The sequence below is a fragment of the Paraburkholderia sp. CI3 genome (assembly GCF_050436505.1).
GTDB lineage: Bacteria > Pseudomonadota > Gammaproteobacteria > Burkholderiales > Burkholderiaceae > Paraburkholderia > Paraburkholderia tuberum.
In genome coordinates this window covers 1,853,898-1,875,454 of sequence record NZ_JBNDMI010000003.1, presented here as the reverse complement: position 1 = coordinate 1,875,454, position 21,557 = coordinate 1,853,898, and the positions used below count along the sequence as shown (strand labels likewise).

The window sequence follows — 21,557 nt, the reverse complement described above, 5'->3', positions numbered from 1 at the left end:
GAATCGCGAGCGCGCCAATTGAATCGACCTATCGTTCGACTGATTTCACAAAGATTTTTTTCTTGCGCTGCGGCAAGCGCCCACGCGGTGAGGCCGTGCGGAAAATCAACTGGCTGCGCGGTGGTGAATACCCGGGAAACGCACAGGGCTAAGCGACCGTCGTCTCTACCTCTGCGCTTTCTGCGCTACATGCGCGATCCGGTCGCGCACGACGCCGATCGCCTGCTTCAGCGCGTAAACGTCCTGAAAGTAGCGGTACGGAATTCGGATCTGGCTAGCGTTCGCGTCGATGCTTTCAATCTCCTCGCTCCATTGCGCGATCTGCGCGCGAGACGGCTCGGCGTTCTTCCACACTTCGTCCTCGAGCGCCTTGATCGCGCGGTACCACACGAACAGGCGTTTCTTCATCCGCGCTTCGAGCATGCCCGGCAGCGCCTGCGCGAGGCCGATCAGCAGCGCGAGGAACGGCACCAGAATCAGCAGCCGCCGTTCGATCAGACTCGCGAGCCAGAACGGCAGGTAGCGATACAGAAACGGCCGGCCCGATTTGAAGTAGCGCACGCTTTCGTCGGAGATCGGGAATTCTTCGGTGTTCAGGTTGGGGAACGTGCCGAGCGGCGTGAAGTAGTCCTCGCCGCCGTGCACCGTGCGCGCCGCGTCGAGCAGCAGATAGACGAGCGCCGGATGCAGCGTGTCCTTCGACACGAGCAGCGCCGTCGCCGCGAGCAGCGTGACGTCGCTGCGCGGCAGATCGTCGGCGACGCTCGTCGAGGCACGCGGCAAGATGATCTTCGACAGCGATGGGAATTTTTGCGCCAGTGCGTCGGCCTGCGCGAAGCTCATCAGCTTCAGGTCGCTGGTGAGCAGCGTGTGCTGCATGTCGGCGTCGGGCCGGCCAATGAAGAATGCCGCGTCGACCTGACCGCTTTCGAGCCCCTGGTATGCGGCGTTCGCGTCCATCTGCAGCAGCGTCGAGTTCTGACTCGTGACGCCGCTATAGCCGAGCAGCACCTGCGAGACGTTGAGCAACCCGCTGCCTGGCACGCCCATCGAAATGCGCTTGCCGCGCAGTTGCGACAGCCGGTCGATCGTCGCATCGCCGCGATAGAACACCCAGATCGGCTCGTACGACACGGCGGCGATGGTTTGCAGATTGTCGGTGTCATTCGGACTGGTCGTGCCCGACTGGATGAAGCCGACCTGATAGGCGCTGTTCGGGTCCGCGAGCCGCTGGTAGTTTTCGACCGAGCCCGACGAGCTACGGATGTCGAGCTTGATGCCTTCGCGCTTGAGCAGCGGCGCGTAGCGATCGGCGAAGCCGCGATAGATGCCGCCGTCCGCGCCGGTGGTGATGACGATCGTGCGCTGGAACGCGGGCTCGAGCACGAGCGCGAGCATCCAGCCGAATGCGGCGACGAGCACGATCGCGCCGACGATCAGAAGACGCCGGCGCCGCCGCGTCATCGGGGTTGTCGGGCTGCGGTACAGCGCGGGGTCTGGTCTCGGCATCGTTACCCGGTTTGGTCAGGTCCGGCCTTGGTGACTAATGGGATGGAGGCGGTCTCTATTTCCTCAACTTTACGATATCAGGGGGTTTTATTGGATAGTCAGTGATGTGCATTGAAAAGGTCTGGCTGACACTGTCATCGGGGCACAGGTCGGTTGGCCCTGATGTCGAAGGTTTCGGTAACTACGCCGTTGCTGCCGTCTTGGGCATTCGGGACTATGTATTCCTGCTTGCCCCCGGCTGCCCGATCATCATCTGGACCGTCACGCGTTGCGCCTCGGATCGTTCTGACTTGCGTCCGCGTTGATTGCACTATTCGGCAGACGGTTTCACTTGCGTCCAGACTAGTGGTGCTTCAGTCGTCACTTGCAGGCGTGCCCGAAGCTTGGGGTGCGCCTTGGTGTGGCAGAGCATCGCCATGCTTCCGAGCTTCCGTGCGTCTTCATCCGTAATTGGGGTGTCGGAGTTTTCGGGCGCATCCGGGGGGACCGGAATTGTAAGCGCGCGATCGATCGCAGATTGCACGTGCGCACGCTGAACGACGCAAAATTTGATTTGCTGCGTTTGCTCGTCGTAATAGGAAATGAAGGCGGATTCGTTACTCACTAGAAAGCTCTGCAAGTCTGGTAGTTGAAGAACGCTTTTCGCTTGCACAGTAGGTACGTTCGGGAATCTCTGAATGTAGCGCCGATCATGTCGTACGCATCATATCCTGCTCGTACTTCGCAATGCATTTCGCTTCATGCCCTTCACTCACTCCGCGCGCTGCAATGGTCTGCACGAACCGCGGCAGCTATAAGCCGGGTTGCCATCTTTCGTTATCCAAATCCATTTAACGAGAGGTGCAGTGAACAGCAAAGGGTCTGCTCGTGGCTTCGCAGGTCCGAGCCCCAACGGCATGAATCACAACAGTGCTGTTAGTGCCGTGGTAGCGGCATACCAGATAGGGGTCAACGCCCGTTAAATCCCACTGGTCAGATGTTTTTCCTGACGCAGGAATAAGGTCTGCCTCGTGCTCTGGAGGGCCATCGAACAGGGATGCGTTATCCAGAACATGATGTTGCCCTCCTGCAAAAAGCGCGTTTGGGCATTTGAATTGGACCTGTGTTGGCGACGCGCACGCGGCGCTTGTTGCCAGGAGGCAAACTGCCAGGAAAAGCACCTTATTCGACAACATAATATCGGCTGCCATCATTAACAGGCGAGCCCTTGCCGCGACGGAAATGGATAGTACGCCGATGCGGAGGTTGTTTGGTATGTCCGTTCCACTGGTCAATCACAGTGATTCCAGCCAGTGTTTGCCCGAGATAAATTGCCGCGTGGCTGGTTCCGTTCGTGTGATTTCCATAGCGTCCATTGCTGTCGAATGTAGCTATTACGGTTCCTTTGTGGATGAGGACATTGCCCTGGACCCGGTCTCCCTTTTTCCACAAGGAAGACGGCGGAATTTTCACAACAGCATGAACTAGTGTAACGCACTGGCCATTCCCGACCAGATGCCCTTGGTTGATCAGATCATCTGCCTTTTCCGTATCAGCGACATAGCGCATCTTTTCTGCTTTTCCTTTGCCAGTAAAAGGGACACGACTCAACGCACACACTAGCGAGCCCAGCCCATCCAAACAAGCAGTACTCGAGTTTTCAGATATTGACGATCCGCTGATTAGTCCGTCCAGATTGCCATTCAGCTTCTCGCGAGCGAGAAACAGCCTTCTGCTCGATGTGTCGCAATGTGTCGGGTAGCTCCACCTCGAGTCAACCGCTGTGCTGCACTACGCCCCCACCCCCACCTCACCCCCCAACTCCCGCGCAATAAACTCCACGAACGCGCGAATACGATTCGACATCTGATGCCGCGGCGAATACACCGCGAAGATATCCGCATTCGGTGTGTCGTGATCGGGCAGCAACTGGACGAGCGATCCTTCCGTCAGATACTGCCGGATGTCCCATTCCGCGCGCATCAGGATGCCGTGTCCTTCGAGCGCCCATTTGACGGCGATCTCGCCGTCGTTGGTGGTCAGCGTGCCCTTGATCCGCACCGCCTCGGTCTTGCGCGCGGCGCCGCGTCCCGAGGTCAGCCGCCACACGCCGTACGCTTCGTCGCCCTGACGAATGCCGATGCAGTTGTGGCGCGTCAGATCGTGCGCCGTGAGCGGCATGCCGTGCGCCGCGAGATACGACGGCGCCGCGCACAGCAGACGCCGGTTCGGCGCAAGCCGGCGCGCGACCACGCGGGTATCGGGCGGCTCGCCGAAGCGGATGCAGACGTCGAAGCTGTCGTCGGTAAGCGCCGGGGGCGTGACCGACAACTGCAGTTGAACCGACACCTGCGGATACCGCGCGACGAAGCGCGAGATCGCCGGCCCGACATGGCTGCGCCCGAAGCCGAGCGTCGCGTTCACGCGCAGCAAGCCCTTCGGTGTCTTCTTCGCCGAGCCGAGCAGTTCGGCCAGTTCGTCGATCTCGTCGAGAATCCGCCGCGCGCGCTCGAGGTATAGCTCGCCTTCGGGCGTCAGCATCATGCGGCGCGTCGTGCGGTTCACGAGTGCGACGCCCGCGCGCTGCTCCATCTGGGTCAGGCGCTTGCTGACGGCCGCCGCGGTCAGCCCCAGTTCGCGTGCGGCCGCGCTGAGGCTGCCGCTCGCGGCGAGCGTCGAGAAAAAGCCCAGATCGGCTGGCTGGACGGTGTCGCGCATCGTCTTTTCCGCGCCTTCGCATTTGTGAATGCAAGTTAAAGATGCTTTGAGTTTAGCACCGGTTTTTACCCGTGGGATCGAGCTAGAGTCCACTCACGCCATTCCCCAAGCACAGGACGCAGACATGAAAACCTATCGCATCGCAACCATCCCCGGCGACGGCATCGGCAAGGAGGTCGTGCCGGCCGGCGCGCAGGTGCTCGAGGCGCTCGCGAAGACCACGCGCGCCTTCACGTTCGAGTTCGAGAACTTCGACTGGGGCGGCGACTACTACCGCCAGCACGGCCTGATGATGCCGGCCAACGGGCTCGACGCGATCCGCAACAAGGATGCGATCCTGTTCGGCTCGGCGGGCGACAAGGACATTCCCGATCACATCACGCTGTGGGGTCTGCGACTGAAAATCTGCCAGGGCTTCGACCAATACGCGAATGTGCGCCCGACGCGCATCCTGCCCGGCATCGACGCACCGCTGAAGTACTGCAAGCCCGAGGATCTGAACTGGGTGATCGTCCGCGAAAATTCGGAGGGTGAATATTCGGGCGTCGGCGGCCGCGTGCATCAGGGCCATCCGATCGAAGCCGCGACCGACGTGTCGATCATGACGCGCGCCGGCGTCGAGCGCATCATGCGCTTCGCGTTCCGCCTCGCGCAGTCGCGCCCGCGCAAGCTGTTGACCGTGATCACGAAGAGCAACGCGCAGCGTCATGCGATGGTGATGTGGGACGAGATCGCGCTCGAAATCTCGAAGGAGTTTCCGGACGTCGCGTGGGACAAGGAACTCGTCGACGCGGCGACCGCGCGCATGGTCAATCGTCCCGCGACGCTCGACACGATCGTCGCCACCAATCTGCACGCCGATATTCTCAGCGACCTCGCGGCCGCGCTCGCCGGCAGCCTCGGCATCGCGCCGACCGGCAACATCGATCCGGAGCGCCGCTATCCGTCGATGTTCGAGCCGATCCACGGCTCCGCGTTCGACATCATGGGCAAGGGGCTCGCGAATCCGGTCGGCACGTTCTGGTCGGTCGTGATGCTGCTCGAACACCTCGGCGAATTCGACGCGGCCAGGCGCGTGATGCAGGCCGTCGAAGCGGTGACCGCGAACAAAGCGCTGCACACGCGCGACCTCGGCGGCACGGCCACGACCGCGCAGGTGACGGCGGCCGTGTGCGCGTTCATCGAGCAGGCGGCGACGCCCGCGGCGAACGCGGCTTGAGCGCCGGCTTCGCGCGAACTGAACCGGACTGAGCGGAATCGCGCGCAAATCAGGCGCGCGGTCTACGCCCCGGCCACGACGTGGCCGGCACACAACCTTGACTCGACTAGCTCGGCCCAACGTCGGCCGGCGCGAGGCTCGCGCGCGGTCAATAGCCGCGCGCCGCAGGAGGAGACAATGACTTCGGAACTCGAAAGCCGGGTGTCCCGCAAGCTGATGCGGCGGATCATCCCGTTCGTCATGCTGTTGTACTTCGTGAGCTTTCTCGATCGCGTAAATGTGGGCTTCGCCGCGTTGTCGATGAACAAGGCGATCGGTCTTTCGCCGACCGCGTTCGGCCTCGGCGGCGGGCTCTTCTTTATCGGCTATTTTCTGTTCGAAGTGCCGTCGAACCTGATCCTGCACAAGGTCGGCGCGCGGCGCTGGATTGCTCGCGTGATGGTGTCGTGGGGGCTCGTGTCGCTCGCGTCGGCGTTCGTCGTCGGGCCGAACAGTTTCTATGCGCTGCGCTTCATTCTCGGCGTCGCGGAAGCGGGCTTCTTTCCCGGCATCATCCTGTATCTGAGCCTGTGGTTTCCGGCGCGGCAGCGTGCGGTCGCGGCGGCATGGTTCATGGCCGCCGCGCCGATCTCGACTGCGATCGGCTCGCCGATTTCCGGCGCGATCATGAAACTGCCGCCGATTGCCGGACTCGTCGACTGGCAAATGCTCTACATACTCGAAGCATTGCCCGCGATCATCCTCGGCTTCTGCGTGCTCAGGTATCTGACCGACAAGCCCGCGCAAGCCGGGTGGCTGCAGCCCGAAGAGCGCGACTGGCTGATCGCGAGGCTGAAGCTCGAAGCCGACGCGCGGCACGCGCATGCGGGCCACACGGCCGGCGCGCTCAGCGCGTTGCGCGATCCGCGCGTGCTCGCGCTCGCGCTGATCTACTTCGGCACCTCGGCGGGACTTTATACGCTCGGCTTGTGGGCGCCGCTGATCATCCGCCAATACGGTTTCGGCACGTTCGAAACCGGGTTGCTCGCCGGCGTGCCGAGCGTGCTCGCGGTGATCGCGATGGTGCTATGGGCGAAGCACTCGGATCGCACCGACGAACGCACGTGGCACGTCGTGATTCCGTGTGCGCTTGCGTGCGTCGGCTTCGTGTTCGCCGGTAATGCGACCACCGCGTTGATGATCGTGCTTGCGCTCGTCGTCGTGAACGTCGGAATCAGCGCCGCGAAGGCGCCGCTGTGGGCGATGCCGAGCATGTTCCTGTCGGGCGCCGGGGCGGCGGCGGGCATTGCCATGATCAACTCAATCGGCAACCTCGGCGGCTTCGTCGGGCCGTTTGCGATCGGCTGGCTCAAGCACGTGACGGGCGGCTATGCGGCGGGGCTTTATGTGGTCGGGGCGACGTTGGCGGTGTCGGCGGTCGTGACGCTGATGTTGAGCCGGCAGACGAAGCATGCGCCGGTCGCAGTGGGCGAACGGCCGGGGCATTGAGCGAAGCACCGATGAAGCGAGCGCGTCGCCGGTTGAAAAGCCGGCGGCAACCGCGAATTCATCCGATACGTCAGTACCCCACTACCGGAAGCCGTAGACCAGAACCTTCTTCCCTTCGAACGCCTCCTGCACACCTTGCACGCAATCCATCGGGCAGCTGTAGCCGTCGGGGGCCGACGCGGCCGACGGGATGCTCGCCCGATAGACGACGGATTCGACCTGCGTGCCGTCCGAAGTGACCACGATGTTCAGGTCGGTCACGACGCCGGCTGGCACGGGTCCTCCGGCGGTATAGACAACCGACATGGTGCCGGTGCAATCGGAGTTCACCGAGTAAGTGCCTTTCTGCGCCGGATTGAAGGTTATCTGCCCACCTTTCGGCACGCCGTTGATGCTCCCGAAATCGGTGCGGGTAAATTTGCCGTTGCCGTCGAATGTCACGAGGGCGACGTCATCGAGGATCGACTGGGTGGCGAACGGATGCAGCACGTTGCTCGAATCCAGCAACCCAAGGATCACGCCGTGACCGATGAACCCATAGGGTCCTTTTAGCGTTGCGTTCGAGCAAAGACCGCCGCCACCGCCACGGCCCCGGTCGCCGTCATCACCACCGGCCTGCGCGGTGCCACTCAGCGACAGAAGTGCAACGGCTACAGCCGACCAAATGCTTAATTGCCGGGTCTTCATCTTCGTTTCCTTGTCAGCGAATCAGGCGCGTGAAATCGCGCCGTGCAAGGGGCCTATCGGCTGCCGGATCAGGCGCCTGATTCAATCAAGCGAAAATAGTCGATTTGAAATGGCCGCAGCGATACCTGGTCGCCGTCGTGTGAGGGACCAGGGGCGGGCCAAAGTGGTGAATGGCGAAACGCTTTCACCAAGCAGTCGTATTTCGCCCGGTGTCGGCGGATACGTGCGGAAGGGATGCACGAAAGTCCGCGCAATGGTGACTTCGTGGGTCAGCCACGCCTGAAAGTCGCATAGCGAAAACCAGTGTAATCGATGCTACTTGCGGCGACCTGATGAATATCGGACAAAAGGAAGGCACATTCAGATCGCGCGCTGCGAGTCGTCGCGCTGTCTTTCGGGAGCCCCTCACCGAACCTTGTCCTCGGAATACGCTCGCACCCGTCGACGCCGCACCACCATTAACAAACAAACCCCACTTGCCGCCACGATATTCACCGACGGATAAAACGCCACGGCCACACTCCATTTCGGCAGCGCAAGAATCGCGAGCGCGTATTTAAAAACACAGAGCGCAAAGTACAAAAGACTCTCACTCCACGGATCAAGAATAGTCTTGCGAACCGTCGGCGCGAGGCCGACGAGTTCGATCAGCGTCACAAGACAGATGGACAACGTCGGATCGTTAGTGAGTATCCAGAGCGGAATAGCGGACAACGCCGCGGCGAGGCAAAGCCAATCAAAAGCGGTCCGCTGACGTTCGCCCCGAAAAACGCTTGCCACAAGAACAAAGAAGCAGGTGGCCGCGATCGCCGCCGTACACCACGCTGAAGGACCCGCACCGGCGACGAACTGTCCCACAGCCGCAATCGCCGTGACGAGCGACCAGATCAACCAGGTAAAAAGATGAGGGCGTACGGTGCCGCGCCAGATCGCAAGTCCATAAGGCAGAAACGCGACCAAGGATACGATCGATCCCATGACACCGAACAGCCGAGTCATGTTCTGATCGATACTTATCATAGGACGATCACACCCGGCATCGCCCCCGATACCGCGCCGGCGGCGCCCCACATGCACGCGTAAAAAACCGCGTAAACGCCGTCGTCGAGGCAAAGCCGACCCGTTCGCTAATCTCGCTGATCGACATCGGTGTATGCGCGAGCAGCATGCGTGCTTCGTCGATGCGCGTTTGCATCAGCACCTCGCTGAAGGTTTTGCACTCCGCCGCGAGCTTGCGTTGCAACGTCCAGCGCGTCAGCGACAGCCGCTCGCAGACGATCGTCTGCAGGCTCTTCGGCTCGATCGCATCCGCGTGCTCGCGCAGCACGTCACGCAGACATCGCTCGACCGTCGGAGAAAAGCGGCCCTGCTCGCGAATCCGCTGCAAGATTCCATGCGCGGCATGCATGTGAATCTTCGCGAGCGGCGCGTTGTAGACCTCGAACGCGCGATCCAGCGCGGACGACTGCAACACCATCCGATTGCGAGCCTGATCGAGTTGAATGCGCACGCCCAACGTCCCGCTCAGCGCCGCGATCGCCCCGAGCCGCGCATCGGTGATACCCGCGTCGCGCACGCGCAGTCGCACGTCGTAGAGCTTTGCCACACCCGCTATCAGCGCGAAGTTGCCGAGCGCGCTCGATGCGTTGCGCCCTTCGCCTTCCGTCACGTATTCGAATGCGACTTCGTCGCCGTGCTCCTGCATGACGAGCCAGTCGACATTACCGATCAGGTCACGATACGTGACGTAATTGCGCAATGCATCGCGCAGCGTCGGTCTATTGCAGAGCACGCCCGCAAGCTCGGGGAAATACAGCAGACCATCGAGCACGTCGCCCTCGGGCGCGCCGCGCATCAGGCGGCTTTCCGCAAGCTGGAGCATGGCGACGTGCTTGTCGCCCGGCACTCGCGCATCGGCCGCGGCGATGTCGGCCTCGTCGATGCCGATATCGTGGGCCACTTTGGTGCGATCGAGGCCCTCACGCTCCGCCGCGTCGAGCAATCCTCGATAGATGCGCGCTGAAACGGACTTCTGACGCAAATCCACTTTGCCTCCTCCGGTCGAAACCTGTCTGCGGGTTTTCCTGACTCTTCATCGGTCAAGTGCTGCACCTATCGGTCAAGCGCGTTTCGGGCGCATCCCTAGAATTTCTTTCGGCGCATTACCACGAGCGCTTAGCGTAACAGGACACGTCACGTGCCGGTAGCGCGTCGATGCAACGTTACGCAATGCAAATCACATGACCGACAACGACAACACGGAGCGAGATGATGAGAAGGAAGCTGACGATACCCTTTGCCGCAAGCGCCATCGCCTGCGGTGTCGCGCTGGTACTCGCCGCCTGCGGCAATGGCAGCAACATCAGTGACCCGCCGTTGCCGTCCGATCCCGATGCGCGCGCCGATGCGCGTGCCGCCGCGCTCGTCCAGAAGATGACGACCGCCGAAAAGATTCAGCTCGTGCACGGCGTGGGTATCCCCAACGCGGGACTCGGCGGTCCGTATCCGGCCGGCGTCAACGGAGCCGGCTACATTCCCGGCATCGCGCGGCTCGGCATTCCGGGCCTTGCAATGGCCGATTCGGCCGGCGGCGTCAATGTCGTCAACTCGAACGCGACGGCGCTGCCCGCGCCGGTGGCGCTCGCGGCAAGCTGGGACCCCACGCTGGCGAATCAATACGGCGCGCGTATCGCGACCGAGCTGCGCGTGCTCGGTTATGGCGAAGGTCTCGGCGGCGGCGTCAATCTCGCGCGCGAACCACGCAATGGCCGCACCTTCGAGTACATGGGTGAAGATCCGGTACTGACCGGCACGCTGAGCGCCGCGCGCACGATCGGCACGCAGGCGCAGAACGTCATCGCGACGATCAAGCACTACGCGATGAACGATCAGGAAACGAACCGCATGACCAGCAACTCGGTCGTCGACGAACGCACGATGCGCGAAACCGAACTGCTGGCGTTCGAACTCGGCGTCACGCAGGGAACGCCCGGCAACGTGATGTGTTCGTACAACCTGGTGAACGGCGTGTATGCGTGCGAAAACCCGTATCTGCTGACCACCGTGCTGAAGAACGAGTGGGGCTTCAAGGGCGTGGTGCAGTCGGACTGGACAGCCACGCACAGTACGGTCGCCTCGGCATTGGCTGGCCTCGATGAAGAAGAGCCTGGCGATCTCGGCGGCGGAGCGTCGATTCCGGGCTTTACGCTGACGTCGTATTTCAACACCGCGCTGACGAGCGCGGTCAACGCCGGCAGCGTGCCGATGTCGCGACTCAACGACATGGTTCAGCGCAAGCTTCGCACGATGATTCGCTATGGTGTCTTCGATTCGCCGCCAACCACCGGAGGAAGCGTCGATCAAACCGCGGGCAATGCGCTCGCGTTGCAGGTCGCGCAGCAATCGTCGGTCTTGCTGAAGAACGCGGTGGCGAGCGGCGATTCGCAACCGGTGCTGCCGCTGAACGCGGCGGGGCTGTCGTCGATCGTGGTGATCGGCGCTCACGCGGATGCGGGCGTGCTGTCGGGCGGCGGCTCGGGCGCGGTGCCGGCGGCCGCGGGCAACGCGGTGTCCGGTTGCGTGTCACCGTCGCCGCTGTTGAGCACCTGCGCGACGTGGTACAAGTCGGCACCGCTGGCCGCGATCCAGGCGAAGGCGCCGAACGCGAGCGTGACCTTCGTCGACGGCACGAACGCGGTGGCAGCGGCGACCGCCGCCGCGAAGGCGGATGTGGCGATCGTGTTCGCGACGCAATGGGAAAGCGAGGGCGCGGATCTGCCGAGCCTGAGCCTGCCGAGCAATGCGACCGACACCTATAACCAGAGCTACGATCAGAACGCGCTGATCAGCGCGGTCGCGGCGCAAGCCAAGCGTGTGATCGTCGTACTCGAGAACGGCAGCCCGGTCCTGATGCCGTGGCTCGGCAACGTGCACGGCGTGCTCGAAGCATGGTATCCGGGCGTTCAGGGCGGCCAGGCGATTGCCGATCTGCTGTTCGGCGCCGTGAACCCGTCCGGCAAATTGCCGATCACGTTCCCGATGCAGGACGCGGATCTTCCGCAACCGACGATCTCGGCCACCGATACCACCGTCACTTACAGCGAAGGGCTCTTCATAGGTTATCGCTGGTATGACGGCAAGCAGATCGCGCCGCTGTTCCCGTTCGGTTATGGGCTGTCCTACACGAGCTACAGCTACTCGGGCCTCAACGCGCAAGTGGACGCGAGCGGCAACGTGAGCGTGACCTTCACCGTCAAGAATACGGGATCGCGCGCGGGCGCGGAAATCGCCGAAGTTTATGCCGCGTTGCCGAGCGGTCTGGGCGAACCGCCGAAGCGTCTGGTCGGCTGGCAAAAGGTCGCGCTGCAGGCGGGGCAGTCGCAGCAGGTCAGCGTATCGATTGCGCCGAAGCTGCTGTCGACGTGGGACGCGACCAACCACGTGTGGAAGCTCAACGGCGGCGTCTATCAGATGATCGCGGGGGCTTCTTCGCGCGATCCGAATGCGTTGACGGCGTCGGTGACGATCGCGGGGCATTGAGCGCTGAGGTTTTGAACTGGAAAGCCTGGTAGCGGGGTACGGGGTCGAGCGCCGTATCCCGCCGGCACGCGTTCGGCATGTCAGTGGCCGGGCAGACGATAAGCGAACTCGTACGAATGCGCGCCGTCGACGATGTCGATCCTGAACTCGCCTTCAATGCCGCTCAGCTCGCCCGTGCCTGAATCCGGCACGACCGTCACCGCCAGCGCCGCTGCGCCGCGATTCATCACGCCGATATGCTGCAGCACGAACGTGCCCTGTTTGCCCGCCAGCGTGCCAGTGACCTGTTCGAGCGCGACATAGCCGGCCGAGCCTTTGACGTTCGTCATCGCGCTCAGCATTTGCCCTTGGGTGGTCGCGGCGAGATCGCCGGAGATCTGCTTGTCGATCGACATGCGGCCGAGCTTCGATTCGGCCGCCGCGTTTTCGAACGGCATCGGTTGAAGGGAGACGATGAAGGTGCCTTTTGCGACGTGGTGAGTCATCGGGATTTCCTCCGGGCTTGAACGGGCGACGGCGAAGCGGCGAAACGAAACGTGACGCTTCCGAACCGTAGCACACGTCGCTGTCAGGGCGCTGCACGCGCAGTGCCGTCGCTCGTGCCGAACGCGTCCGCGAACTCGCGCTTCAACCACGCGAGCGCCGGGTCCTGGTCGTGCGCCGCGGCCCACATCAGCGAAACCTCGTAGCCCGGCACCTCGAATGGCAGCGGACTCAGCGCGAGACCGAGCGTATCGCGCCAGACGCGGCCGATGAACTCCGGCACCGTCGCGATCGCCGCCGTGCGTTGCACGATGAACGGACTGGTCGCGAAGTTCGAGCTCGAAAACACGACGTCGCGCTTCAGTCCCTGCATCTCGAGTCGTTCATCGATGAAGCCGCGCAGCTCGGCGCTGAACGAAGTCAGCACATGGCGGTGGCGCAGAAACTCGTCCATCGACAAATGCTTGCGGCGCGTCCTGACGAGCTGGGGGTTGTAGACGCTCACGAAGCGCCATGAAAACAGCGGCGTGAGTCGCTGCCACGGCACGCATTCGCGGAATACGCCGACCGCGAGTTCGATCGCGCCATCGTCGAGCATCGCGGCGGCGCGCGTCGAATCTGTGGAGCGCGCGATCAGCTTCACGCCGCGTGCGGTGTCGGCGAGGCGCGCAATGATCTCGGGCATCAGCAGCAGTTCGAGCGAATCGCTGAGGCCGATGCGGAACACGCGCTGCGCGCGGGCCGGATCGAAGACGGACGGCTGCGTGAGCGCCTGATGCAGCGATTGCAGGAACGGCTCGATCTGCCGTGCGAGTTCGAGCGCGCGCGGCGTCGGCGTCATGCCTTGCGGCGTGCGCACGAACAACTCGTCGCCGAACGTCTCGCGCAAGCGCTTGAGCGCGCCGCTGACGGCCGGTTGCCCAAGAAACAGCCGCTGCGCGGCCCGCGTGACGCTGCGCTCTTCCAGCAGCGCGCGGAAGGTCAGCAGCAGGTTCAGGTCGAAGCGCCGAAAATCATTTTCAATGATGTTGGCCATGACATTAAACGATTTGAGTGATGGGCTCGCACCGCGCATTCTACTGCCACGGGGTCTTCCGTTCACACTCAGGAGCAATGACATGGACTGGCAAAATCAGAAGGTCGTGGTGCTAGGTGGCTCGTCGGGCATTGGGCTCGCGCTGGTGAAGCGGCTCGTGACGGCTGGCGCGAGCGTCGTCGCGGTGGGGCGCGACCGCGCCAAACTGGACGATGCGCTGCTTGGCATCGGCGGACAGGTGACGAGCGAGGCGCTCGATTGCGCCGATCGCGCGGCACTCGGACACTTTTTCGGCGGCCTCGGCCGGATCGATCATCTGGTGATGACGCTGTCGGGCGGAGAAGGCGCGGGGCCGTTTGCCGAACTGGATCTGGCCGCGCTGCGGCGTGGCTTCGAGGCCAAGTTCTGGCCGCAGCTCGAAGCCGCGCAGACCGCGCTACCCACGCTGCGCCGCGACGGCAGCCTGACGTTTCTGACCGCGATTTCGGCGCGCATCGCGAATCCGGGCACGGCGGGTCTGGGTGCGATCAACGGCGCGCTCGAAAGCATGATCGGCACGCTGGCGCGCGAGCTTGCGCCGCTGCGCGTGAACGCGGTGTCGCCGGGTGTGATCGATACGCCCTGGTGGGACAGATTTCCCGCGAGCGTGAAGAGTGAGCTGTTTCGGCAGCAAAGCGAAACGTTACCGGTGCGGCGCGTCGGGCAGGCCGACGATGTCGCGCACGCGCTGCAGTTTCTGCTGGAGAACACGTTTATGACGGGGGCGGTGATCGAGTGTGACGGCGGCTTGCGGCTACTGTGAAGTACGGGCGCGGGAATGCGTGGTCAGGCGTTCTTCGCCCGCTGAACGCGAACCGGCAGAAACATCGCCGCCGCGAAGCACAACAAATGCAGCCCGGCCAGCAGCACGAACGTCGGCAGAAAGCGGCCGGGCTGTGCACCCGAAACACCGTGCAACGTCGACGCCATCACCATCGAAAGCAGCGTCGTCGCGAACGGACCGCCCACTCTCTGCGCGATGTTCAACGCAGTATTCGCAACCGCGAGCCTTTCTCTCCCGATCGACGAATACGCGGCCGAGATCGACGGCACGCTGATCGTCCCCTGACCGACGCCCGCAAAGAACAGACCGACCGCGGCCCATCCGGCGGAGAACGAATCAACGCTCAGCCACAGAAACACGAGCGTGCTCAGAAACGCCAGCAATGCGCCGCCCGCCGCGAGCGCGCGGCAGCCGAGCCGCTCGGTCAACCATCCGAGCAGCGGAAAAGAGCACATCATGCCGATGCCGGTTGCCGCGAGCAGGCCGCCCGCGTGCGCGGCCGACAAACCGCAGCCCACGATCAGAAAAAGCGGCACTGCGAGCTGCCGTCCATACATGATCCCGTTCGCGAAGAACTGGGCGAGTGCGGCGACCGAGAACGTACGTGTCGCAAACATGCGCACGTCGATCAGCGCGGTATGGCCTTTGCGCGCCGCGTACAGCACGAAGCCGGCGAGAAACGCGACGCCCGCGAGCAGACACGCCAAGCCCACCGCTCGCGACGCGTCCTGAAGTCCATAGACAAGCGCGACGAGCCCAGGGGAGATCAACGCAAAGCCGGTGAAATCGAACGGTCGCTTCTGCGACTCGGCGGCATCGCGCGGCAGCAGCAACACCGCCATCGCGACGCCGAAAGCGCCCACCGGAACATTGATGAAGAACAGCCAGGGCCAGCTCGCGTGCGCGAGCACGAGGCCGGCCAGCACCGGGCCGAGAATCGGACCGAGCAGAATGGGTAGCGCGGTGTAGCCCATCACCCGCTCGAGGTTCTTGCCGGCCACGCGTCCGATCATCATTTGTGCCATCGGCGCGAGCACACCGGCAACGAGGCCCTGGAAGATGCGCGCGCCGATCAGCTCGCCGATCGTCTGCGCCGCGCCGCACAGCATCGACGCTATCGTGAACGTCGAAAAGCAGAACAGGTACAGCCGCTTCGCGCCGATGCGGTCGACCAGCCAGCCGTTGAGCGGCAACATCAACGCCATCGCGAGCAGGTAGCCGCTGACGATCCACTGCGCGGTAGCGATCGACGCATCGAGCGCATGGCCGATCGCCGACAGCGACACGTTGACCAGCGTCGAGTCCATCTGCGACATGAACGAGCCGATCGACACGACCGCCGCGACTTTCCACACGGTCGGATCGATCCGCGTGGAAGCGGATGCGCAGGCGTGCTCGCGCATGCCGTTCATCGGTCCGCGCGTGTACAGATGAAGGTCTGGCGTTCGGTCGAGCTCATGTGCCGGCTCACGCCGCCTTGCCGCTCGCGCTCGCGCTCGCCACGGCCGCAGGCTGTACCTGCTCGAGATGGCGCAGCAGCTTCGTCACCATCACGACGACGACGAACGCGAGGACCACGAAGAACAGCGCGAGCGGTGTGAGCACCTGTACCGACACGAAGCCGGCCAACCCCATCATCGCCGATGAAACCAGCAGCAGCGCGCAGCCGAGAATCGCGCTCGTCAGACCCGCGATGTGCGGGAACAGCGAGTTGCCCTTCGCCATCAGCGTCGGATACATCGCGCCGGCGCAGAAGCCCATCACGAGCACAGGCGTCGCGAGCGTCCACACGCGCAGACCGACCGTCAGCGCGAGCAGCAGCATCGCAAGCGACGCGGCCGCCATCAGCCGTGCGCCGATGCGCAGCCGCTGCTCGGCGCTCGGCAGGCCCGGACCGTGCAGGCGATTCGACAGACCGCCAAGAAAGTACATCATGCCGATGCCGAGCGCGAGGTAGCCGAAGAAGGTCGGCGGCTTGTGCAGCGTGGTCTGCACCATGAACGGCCCGACGATGTTGAACACCAGCAGGATGCTGTAGCACAGGCCCTGCGCGAGGAAGCAGCTCTGGAACACGGGGCTCGCGAGCACTTTGCGCGCGTTCGCGGTCAGCGTGCGCGGTTCGAGATGGACGGGCTTCGGCAAGGTCTCGCGATAACGCCACAGCAGCGCCCACATCACCAGCGAATAGATCAGCAGAAACACGAGGCACGCGCGCCAGCCGAACGCGGTCTGCAGATGCGCGCCGATCACCGGCGCGACGATCGGCGCGAGCCCCCACGCGATCGACATGTACGTGAACGCATGCAGCAAGGCCTGACCCGCGAACGAATCGGTGATGATCGCCTTCGCCAGCAGGTTCGTGCTCGCGATGCCGAAGCCCTGCAGTGCGCGGGCGAGGATGAACGTCTCGAGATTGGGCGCCGCGAGCGACAGCAGGCAGCCGACCGTGTAGACCGTCAGACCGAACGCGAGCACGCGCTTGCGGCCATACGCGTCGGCGATCGGACCGAAGATCAGCTGACCGAACGCGTAGGCGGCCATGTAGCCGGTGACGCTGGTCTGGATCGCTTGCGGCGAGGTGCCGAAGTAGCGCGCCATCGCGGGCAGCGCGGGCACGTAGATGTCGATGGCGAGCTGTCCGGCGGACGCGAACAGGCAGATCAGGAATAGCAGGAAGCGCGGCGAGTTCGGGGCGGAGTCGGCGGAAGCGGGGTGGTCGGCGGTGGCGTGGCTCATGGGTGCATCGAAAGGGAACACTGGCGGCGCGGGCATCGATGCGTTCGGATATCGAACGGAAAAGGCGCGAATGCCCCCGGCATTATCGCCGGGTATTGTGCCCATGGTATGGCAGGAAATGGGATAGTCCCTGGCGGGGGTGTGGGATGGCGCGGCCGACGAGTGCGCTATCCCGCCGCAACGAGGCTCAGTTCGCGCAGTCCTCGATCGACCGCAGCAACGCGCCCTGGTCTGCCGGGTCCTGGAAGAACGCGACGAAGCTCGCATGCTCGTCGTTTGCGATGCGGCCGGAGCAGTCCTCGCCTTTGAGCGGGGGGCGAGACGCCGTCCAGATCATCGCCATCACGGCGAGAGCCAGCACGACGCCTGTAAAGACGAGCCCGAGCAGTAACGACCTGGCGTCGTCCGATATTGCGTCTAGCCGATGCGAAGCCTCCCGCGGCTCGCAACTTCTGGTTTGACGACGGAATGGTTCAGCGCGGCGGGGCAGCACCCCACGCCGCGCATCCAGCTCAACTACTCGGATGCGATCAAGAGTCTCGTCGCAGCGGGATACGGCGCCGCGCTGCTGCCGCAGGAACCGAGCCGCTCGTCGGCCGACGCGCGCATCGTCACACGTGCGCTGCGCCCTGCGTTATGGCGACAGCTGGGCCTGGCCTTTCGCGCGGGTCCCGTGGAGCGTCCGACTCAGTATGTGCTCGACGTATTGCGGAGTTTGCGATTGAGCTAGCGGGCTGTGTTACGTCGCCGACGCTTTCCGCCTCTCCTGCTCCTCGCGATAAAGCACGAACTCTTCCCCGCCAACGCTTTTGCAACGGAAGCCCTACGCGTGATTCGAGGCGGTGTCGCGGCGTACTCAATACTCAGGTCTCGATCAGATGCAGAAACTGCCTTACCCGTGGACTGCTGCCTTCACCAAAGAAGGCTTGCGGTGTCGTGTCTTCGGCAACTACGCCGCCGTCCATAAAAACAACCCGATCCGCTACATCTCGCGCAAACCGCACTTCGTGCGTGACGATCAGCATCGTCATGCCCGCTTTGGCAACGTCGCGCATGACGGTCAGGACATCCTCCCGCAGCGCTGGATCGAGAGCAGACGTGGGCTCGTCGAAGAAGATGACCTCTGGATCCATCGCGAGCGCCCGCGCGATCGCTACGCGCTGCTTCTGACCGCCGGACAGCCGTGCCGGATATTCGTTGGCTTTTGCGGCCAGGCCAACCCGTGTCAGCAGGTGAATTGCGCGCTCCGACGCTTGCGCACGAGGGACACCCTTGACGCTGACCGGACCTTCCATCACGTTTTCCAGTGCTGTCCTGTGCGGAAAGAGGTTGAACGACTGGAACACCATCGCGGTGCGCTGGCGGATCGCGCGGATCTTCTTCTGATTCTGGCGTGACGGTTTTGACAAACCGTTGCATTCGACATCAATGCCGCATACTGTCACGCTGCCGGCATCCGGTACCTCGAGGAAGTTCAGCGAGCGCAGCAGCGTGGTCTTGCCCGACCCGGAGGGGCCCATTACAACGACAACCTCGCCTTTCGATACGCTGAAATCGACGCCGCGCAAGACCTGGTTGTCGCCAAATGCCTTCGAAAGTCCACGGACTTCAATCGTCCTGATATCAGTATTCATACAAAACGCCTCGAAATGCGATTCTCGAGGACGGTCTGGACTATCGTGAGAATCTGGTTGATGCCCCAGTAGATCAGGCCGACCATCAGGAACATTTCCATGTAGCGGAAGGTGGAGGCGCCGACCTGGTCGGCGACGCGGGTCAGTTCTACCACCGTAATTGTCGAAGCGAGGGATGTATCTTTGATGAGTGCAATCATGCGGCTGCCGACAGGCGGAATGGCGATGCGTAGTCCTTGGGGAAGAATAACCCGCGACATGGCTTTCCAGTAACCCATGCCCAGCGACATCGCAGCTTCCCACTGGCCCTTGTCCACCGCGTTGATGCCGGAACGGAAGTTCTCGCTCAGATACGCGGCCGAAAACAGCGTGAGCGCGAGGAGCGCGGCGGGAACCGGGTCAAGTGTCAGACCGTACCGGGGCAAACCGAAATAGATCAGCAGTATCTGCACGAGCAGCGGCGTGCCACGGAAGATGGATACATATGCGAATGCGAACGCGCGTAGTGCACCTATGCTGGAGATACGAGCCAAGGCGACCAGCAACCCTAGCGTCGAACCGAGCACAAACGACAACAAACCGAGAAAGAGTGTCATCAGCACCGCACTCTTTAACAGCGGAAGCGAGCGCATGAAAAGCTCGATCATGACTACTCCTTGTGTGCCTTCGCTTTGGTGATCGTGCCGGCCATATCGTAATCTTGCCCGACCCACTTCCTGGCAATGGCCTCGATCGTCCCGTCAGCCATCATGTCTGCAATCGCCTTATCGACCGCTGCGAGCAGGGCCGGTTGGCCTTTCTGCAAAGCCGGCGCTGATAGCTGGTAGATCAAGGGTTCGCCCACTTCCTTGACCGGTAAATGGTTGACGTTGGCGTACTTCATGCCGCCGAAGTGCGAGATGATGACTGCGTCGATACGTCCATTGCCCAGATCGCTGAAGACGAGTCCCCCGTTATCGTACGAACGAATGTCGGAGTCATGCAGGTGTGCTCGTGCCCATGTTTCATTGCTCGAGCCAGTGACCACTCCCACTCGCTTGCCTTTAAGGGTTTCCTTGCCCTTAATGTCTGTGTTGCCGGCGGGTACGAAAATGCGGAAATCCTCCACGCCGTATGGAACGCCGAAATCAACCTGTTGTTCCCTTTCAGGTGTAGGTGTGAGATCGTTCATCACAAGGTCGTACTTGCCCGTCTTCAACCCTTCCACGAAGTTCTTGAACGAATCGGCGACGAATACTACGTTCGGCACGCCAATGCGCTTGCCGACTTCCTTTGCAATTGCAACGTCATAGCCGACAGGTTGATTGTTTTCGTCAAGCATGCTCCATGGGGGACTACTCTGGGTGTTGGCCACGCGCAATGTGCCATTCGCCTTCACCTGCGCGAGAAGATCCGCTGCCTGCACAGTAGCGGGTGAACTGAATGCCGCGGAAAGCGTCACGAAACTCGCTACCGTGACAAAGCGTCTCCATCCCTTGATTGATTTCATCTCGTACTCACTCATCCAGGTAAATTGAATTAAAAAATCTACGCAGCGGTTGCCCGGGCGCGTCCGAATGCGTCAAGACCGGCATTCAGATCCGCAAGCAGCATCGCCGGGTCCTCCAAGCCGATCGAAAGGCGCACGATAGGCTGGTCGGTAAGCGGGAACGCACGCTCGGCCTGCAACGGGGCCGGGTAGTAGGCAGCGAGGCTATGCACGCCTCCCCAGCTCGCCCCGATGGGGAAATACTGGAGCGTATCGAAGAATGCGTTGAACGCGTCCTCCGCCGCGGGCTGGAGGATCAGGGAGAAGAGACACCCGCTGCTCGCAAAATCCCGCTTCCAGATGGCATGACCGGCATCGGACGGCAGTGCCGGGAACAGCACCTTGCTCACTTCCGGGTGACGTTCGAGTTCCCTCGCAATCTGCAGCGTTGAGGCGCTCTGGGCAGCGAAGCGAACCTTCAGGGTTTGCAGGCCGCGCATGACGAGGAAGCAGTCATCAGGGCTGGTCTGCTGGCCGAGAACGCTCTGCGTCTCGCGCAAGGTCGCGTAGTAATCCGCGTCGTTCATGCTGATGCAGCCCGCCAGTAGATCCGAATGACCACCAAAAAATTTCGTCGCGGCTTCGACGCTGAAATTCACACCATGTTCGAGCGGTTTGAAAGCGAGCGGGCTTGCCCAGGTGTTGTCCATCATCGTCAATACGCCGTGACGTTTCGCGACTTCGACGATCGCCGGAATGTCGGGCATCTCCATCGTCACCGTCCCCGGCGACTCCATGCAGATCATGCGGGTGTTGGGCTTGATGTACTTTTGAATCGCAGCCCCGATTGCCGGCGGATACAGTTCGACCTCGACGTCGAAGTGCGCCAGCCACTTATGCGCGAATGTCTTGAGCGCGCCGTAGCAGGCAGCGGACACCAGCAGGTGATCGCCGCCGCGCACGAAGCCCATCACGGTCGTCATCAGCGCGGATTGACCGGAAGGCGTCACCACGCAATGCGCGCCACCTTCGAGCTCGGCGATGCGGTGCTCCAGTTCACGAGCCGTTGGCGTTCCGGTGATGCCATAGCTGTAACCGTCCGGTTGCCGCTCCTTGCGGCGCGAAAACTCGGCCAGAGAATCGAATACAACCGTCGATGCCCGCATGACGGATGGGGACAGGCTGCGGAACGGCTGCGGCGCTTTCTGGGGATTGCTTGTCATCTTGCTCCCGGCGAT

The 21,557-nt window shown here is 62.7% G+C and carries 21 protein-coding genes and 1 pseudogene; 5 read left to right on the top strand and 17 right to left on the bottom strand.

Annotated features, from left to right (window positions below; translation table 11 throughout):
- Positions 1-165: 165 nt before the first annotated feature.
- From OKW29_RS17335 to OKW29_RS17315, 5 genes are all read right to left on the bottom strand, one after another.
- Positions 166-1,464, bottom strand: a complete 1,299-nt coding sequence (locus OKW29_RS17335; protein WP_429292526.1) for a TAXI family TRAP transporter solute-binding subunit — start codon at positions 1,462-1,464, stop codon at positions 166-168.
- A gap of 355 nt (positions 1,465-1,819) precedes the next feature.
- Positions 1,820-2,113, bottom strand: a complete 294-nt coding sequence (locus tag OKW29_RS17330) for a hypothetical protein (RefSeq protein ID WP_429291900.1) — start codon at positions 2,111-2,113, stop codon at positions 1,820-1,822.
- 226 nt (positions 2,114-2,339) lie between these two features.
- Positions 2,340-2,684 carry an STY0301 family protein gene (locus OKW29_RS17325; RefSeq protein ID WP_429292525.1) on the bottom strand — a complete coding sequence of 115 codons (345 nt, stop codon included), beginning with the start codon at positions 2,682-2,684 and terminating at the stop codon, positions 2,340-2,342.
- Positions 2,671-3,057 (bottom strand): BPSL0067 family protein, encoded by a 387-nt coding sequence (locus OKW29_RS17320; RefSeq protein WP_184052803.1) that lies wholly within the window; start codon positions 3,055-3,057, stop codon positions 2,671-2,673. The genes OKW29_RS17325 and OKW29_RS17320 overlap by 14 nt, the downstream gene beginning before the upstream one ends.
- Positions 3,058-3,279: 222 nt before the next feature.
- Positions 3,280-4,206, bottom strand: a complete 927-nt coding sequence (locus tag OKW29_RS17315) for a LysR substrate-binding domain-containing protein (RefSeq protein WP_429291899.1) — start codon at positions 4,204-4,206, stop codon at positions 3,280-3,282.
- Between the two features lie 124 nt (positions 4,207-4,330).
- Here OKW29_RS17315 and OKW29_RS17310 point away from each other — a divergent pair, with 124 nt between their 5' ends.
- Positions 4,331-5,425: a tartrate dehydrogenase gene (locus OKW29_RS17310; protein ID WP_429291898.1), complete on the top strand. Its 1,095-nt coding sequence runs from the start codon at positions 4,331-4,333 to the stop codon at positions 5,423-5,425.
- A gap of 177 nt (positions 5,426-5,602) precedes the next feature.
- Entirely contained in the window at positions 5,603-6,913 is a 1,311-nt protein-coding gene (locus OKW29_RS17305) for an MFS transporter (protein WP_429291897.1), read from the top strand.
- Positions 6,914-6,994: 81 nt separating this feature from the next.
- Here OKW29_RS17305 and OKW29_RS17300 read toward each other — a convergent pair whose 3' ends face one another.
- From OKW29_RS17300 to OKW29_RS17290, 3 genes are all read right to left on the bottom strand, one after another.
- The gene (locus tag OKW29_RS17300) at positions 6,995-7,600 is read right to left on the bottom strand and encodes a hypothetical protein (protein ID WP_429291896.1); all 606 of its coding nucleotides are present in this window, start codon (positions 7,598-7,600) and stop codon (positions 6,995-6,997) included.
- A 405-nt stretch (positions 7,601-8,005) separates the two neighbouring features.
- Positions 8,006-8,620, bottom strand: coding sequence for a hypothetical protein (locus OKW29_RS17295; RefSeq protein WP_429291895.1), 615 nt, complete (start codon positions 8,618-8,620; stop codon positions 8,006-8,008).
- A gap of 7 nt (positions 8,621-8,627) precedes the next feature.
- The gene (locus tag OKW29_RS17290; RefSeq protein WP_429291894.1) at positions 8,628-9,647 is read right to left on the bottom strand and encodes a helix-turn-helix domain-containing protein; all 1,020 of its coding nucleotides are present in this window, start codon (positions 9,645-9,647) and stop codon (positions 8,628-8,630) included.
- A 224-nt stretch (positions 9,648-9,871) separates the two neighbouring features.
- Here OKW29_RS17290 and OKW29_RS17285 point away from each other — a divergent pair, with 224 nt between their 5' ends.
- Complete coding sequence (locus OKW29_RS17285) at positions 9,872-12,139, top strand: beta-glucosidase (protein WP_429292524.1); 2,268 nt, start codon at positions 9,872-9,874, stop codon at positions 12,137-12,139.
- An 80-nt stretch (positions 12,140-12,219) separates the two neighbouring features.
- On the opposite strand, the gene OKW29_RS17280 is transcribed toward OKW29_RS17285, so the two are convergent.
- The gene (locus OKW29_RS17280; protein ID WP_429291893.1) at positions 12,220-12,624 is read right to left on the bottom strand and encodes a DUF3224 domain-containing protein; all 405 of its coding nucleotides are present in this window, start codon (positions 12,622-12,624) and stop codon (positions 12,220-12,222) included.
- Positions 12,625-12,707: 83 nt separating this feature from the next.
- Positions 12,708-13,658 (bottom strand): LysR family transcriptional regulator, encoded by a 951-nt coding sequence (locus OKW29_RS17275; RefSeq protein WP_429291892.1) that lies wholly within the window; start codon positions 13,656-13,658, stop codon positions 12,708-12,710.
- Positions 13,659-13,740: 82 nt separating this feature from the next.
- Between OKW29_RS17275 and OKW29_RS17270 the strand changes: the two genes are divergently transcribed.
- On the top strand, positions 13,741-14,460 hold the full coding sequence (locus OKW29_RS17270) for an SDR family oxidoreductase (protein ID WP_184057810.1): 720 nt from the start codon (positions 13,741-13,743) through the stop codon (positions 14,458-14,460).
- 23 nt (positions 14,461-14,483) lie between these two features.
- On the opposite strand, the gene OKW29_RS17265 is transcribed toward OKW29_RS17270, so the two are convergent.
- From OKW29_RS17265 to OKW29_RS17255, 3 genes are all read right to left on the bottom strand, one after another.
- Positions 14,484-15,893 (bottom strand): DHA2 family efflux MFS transporter permease subunit, encoded by a 1,410-nt coding sequence (locus OKW29_RS17265; protein WP_429291891.1) that lies wholly within the window; start codon positions 15,891-15,893, stop codon positions 14,484-14,486.
- Positions 15,894-15,948: 55 nt separating this feature from the next.
- On the bottom strand, positions 15,949-17,217 hold the full coding sequence (locus OKW29_RS17260; RefSeq protein WP_429291890.1) for a multidrug effflux MFS transporter: 1,269 nt from the start codon (positions 17,215-17,217) through the stop codon (positions 15,949-15,951).
- A 187-nt stretch (positions 17,218-17,404) separates the two neighbouring features.
- Positions 17,405-17,563: a hypothetical protein gene (locus OKW29_RS17255; RefSeq protein ID WP_429292551.1), complete on the bottom strand. Its 159-nt coding sequence runs from the start codon at positions 17,561-17,563 to the stop codon at positions 17,405-17,407.
- Positions 17,564-17,668: 105 nt separating this feature from the next.
- On the opposite strand from OKW29_RS17255, the pseudogene OKW29_RS17250 reads away from it, so the two are divergent.
- Positions 17,669-17,947, top strand: a pseudogene (locus OKW29_RS17250) (LysR family transcriptional regulator substrate-binding protein); the annotation flags it as partial.
- 133 nt (positions 17,948-18,080) lie between these two features.
- Here the strand turns inward: OKW29_RS17250 and OKW29_RS17245 are convergent.
- Genes OKW29_RS17245 through metC form a run of 4 tightly spaced genes read right to left on the bottom strand, consistent with a single transcriptional unit; the run spans position 18,081 to position 21,485 of the window.
- Complete coding sequence (locus OKW29_RS17245; protein ID WP_429291889.1) at positions 18,081-18,851, bottom strand: amino acid ABC transporter ATP-binding protein; 771 nt, start codon at positions 18,849-18,851, stop codon at positions 18,081-18,083.
- The gene (locus OKW29_RS17240) at positions 18,848-19,498 is read right to left on the bottom strand and encodes an amino acid ABC transporter permease (protein ID WP_090808002.1); all 651 of its coding nucleotides are present in this window, start codon (positions 19,496-19,498) and stop codon (positions 18,848-18,850) included. The genes OKW29_RS17245 and OKW29_RS17240 overlap by 4 nt, the downstream gene beginning before the upstream one ends.
- A 2-nt stretch (positions 19,499-19,500) precedes the next feature.
- Positions 19,501-20,340 carry an ABC transporter substrate-binding protein gene (locus tag OKW29_RS17235; protein WP_429291888.1) on the bottom strand — a complete coding sequence of 280 codons (840 nt, stop codon included), beginning with the start codon at positions 20,338-20,340 and terminating at the stop codon, positions 19,501-19,503.
- A gap of 38 nt (positions 20,341-20,378) precedes the next feature.
- Positions 20,379-21,485, bottom strand: coding sequence for a cystathionine beta-lyase (gene metC, locus OKW29_RS17230; protein WP_429292523.1), 1,107 nt, complete (start codon positions 21,483-21,485; stop codon positions 20,379-20,381).
- Between the last annotated feature and the right edge of the window lie 72 nt (positions 21,486-21,557).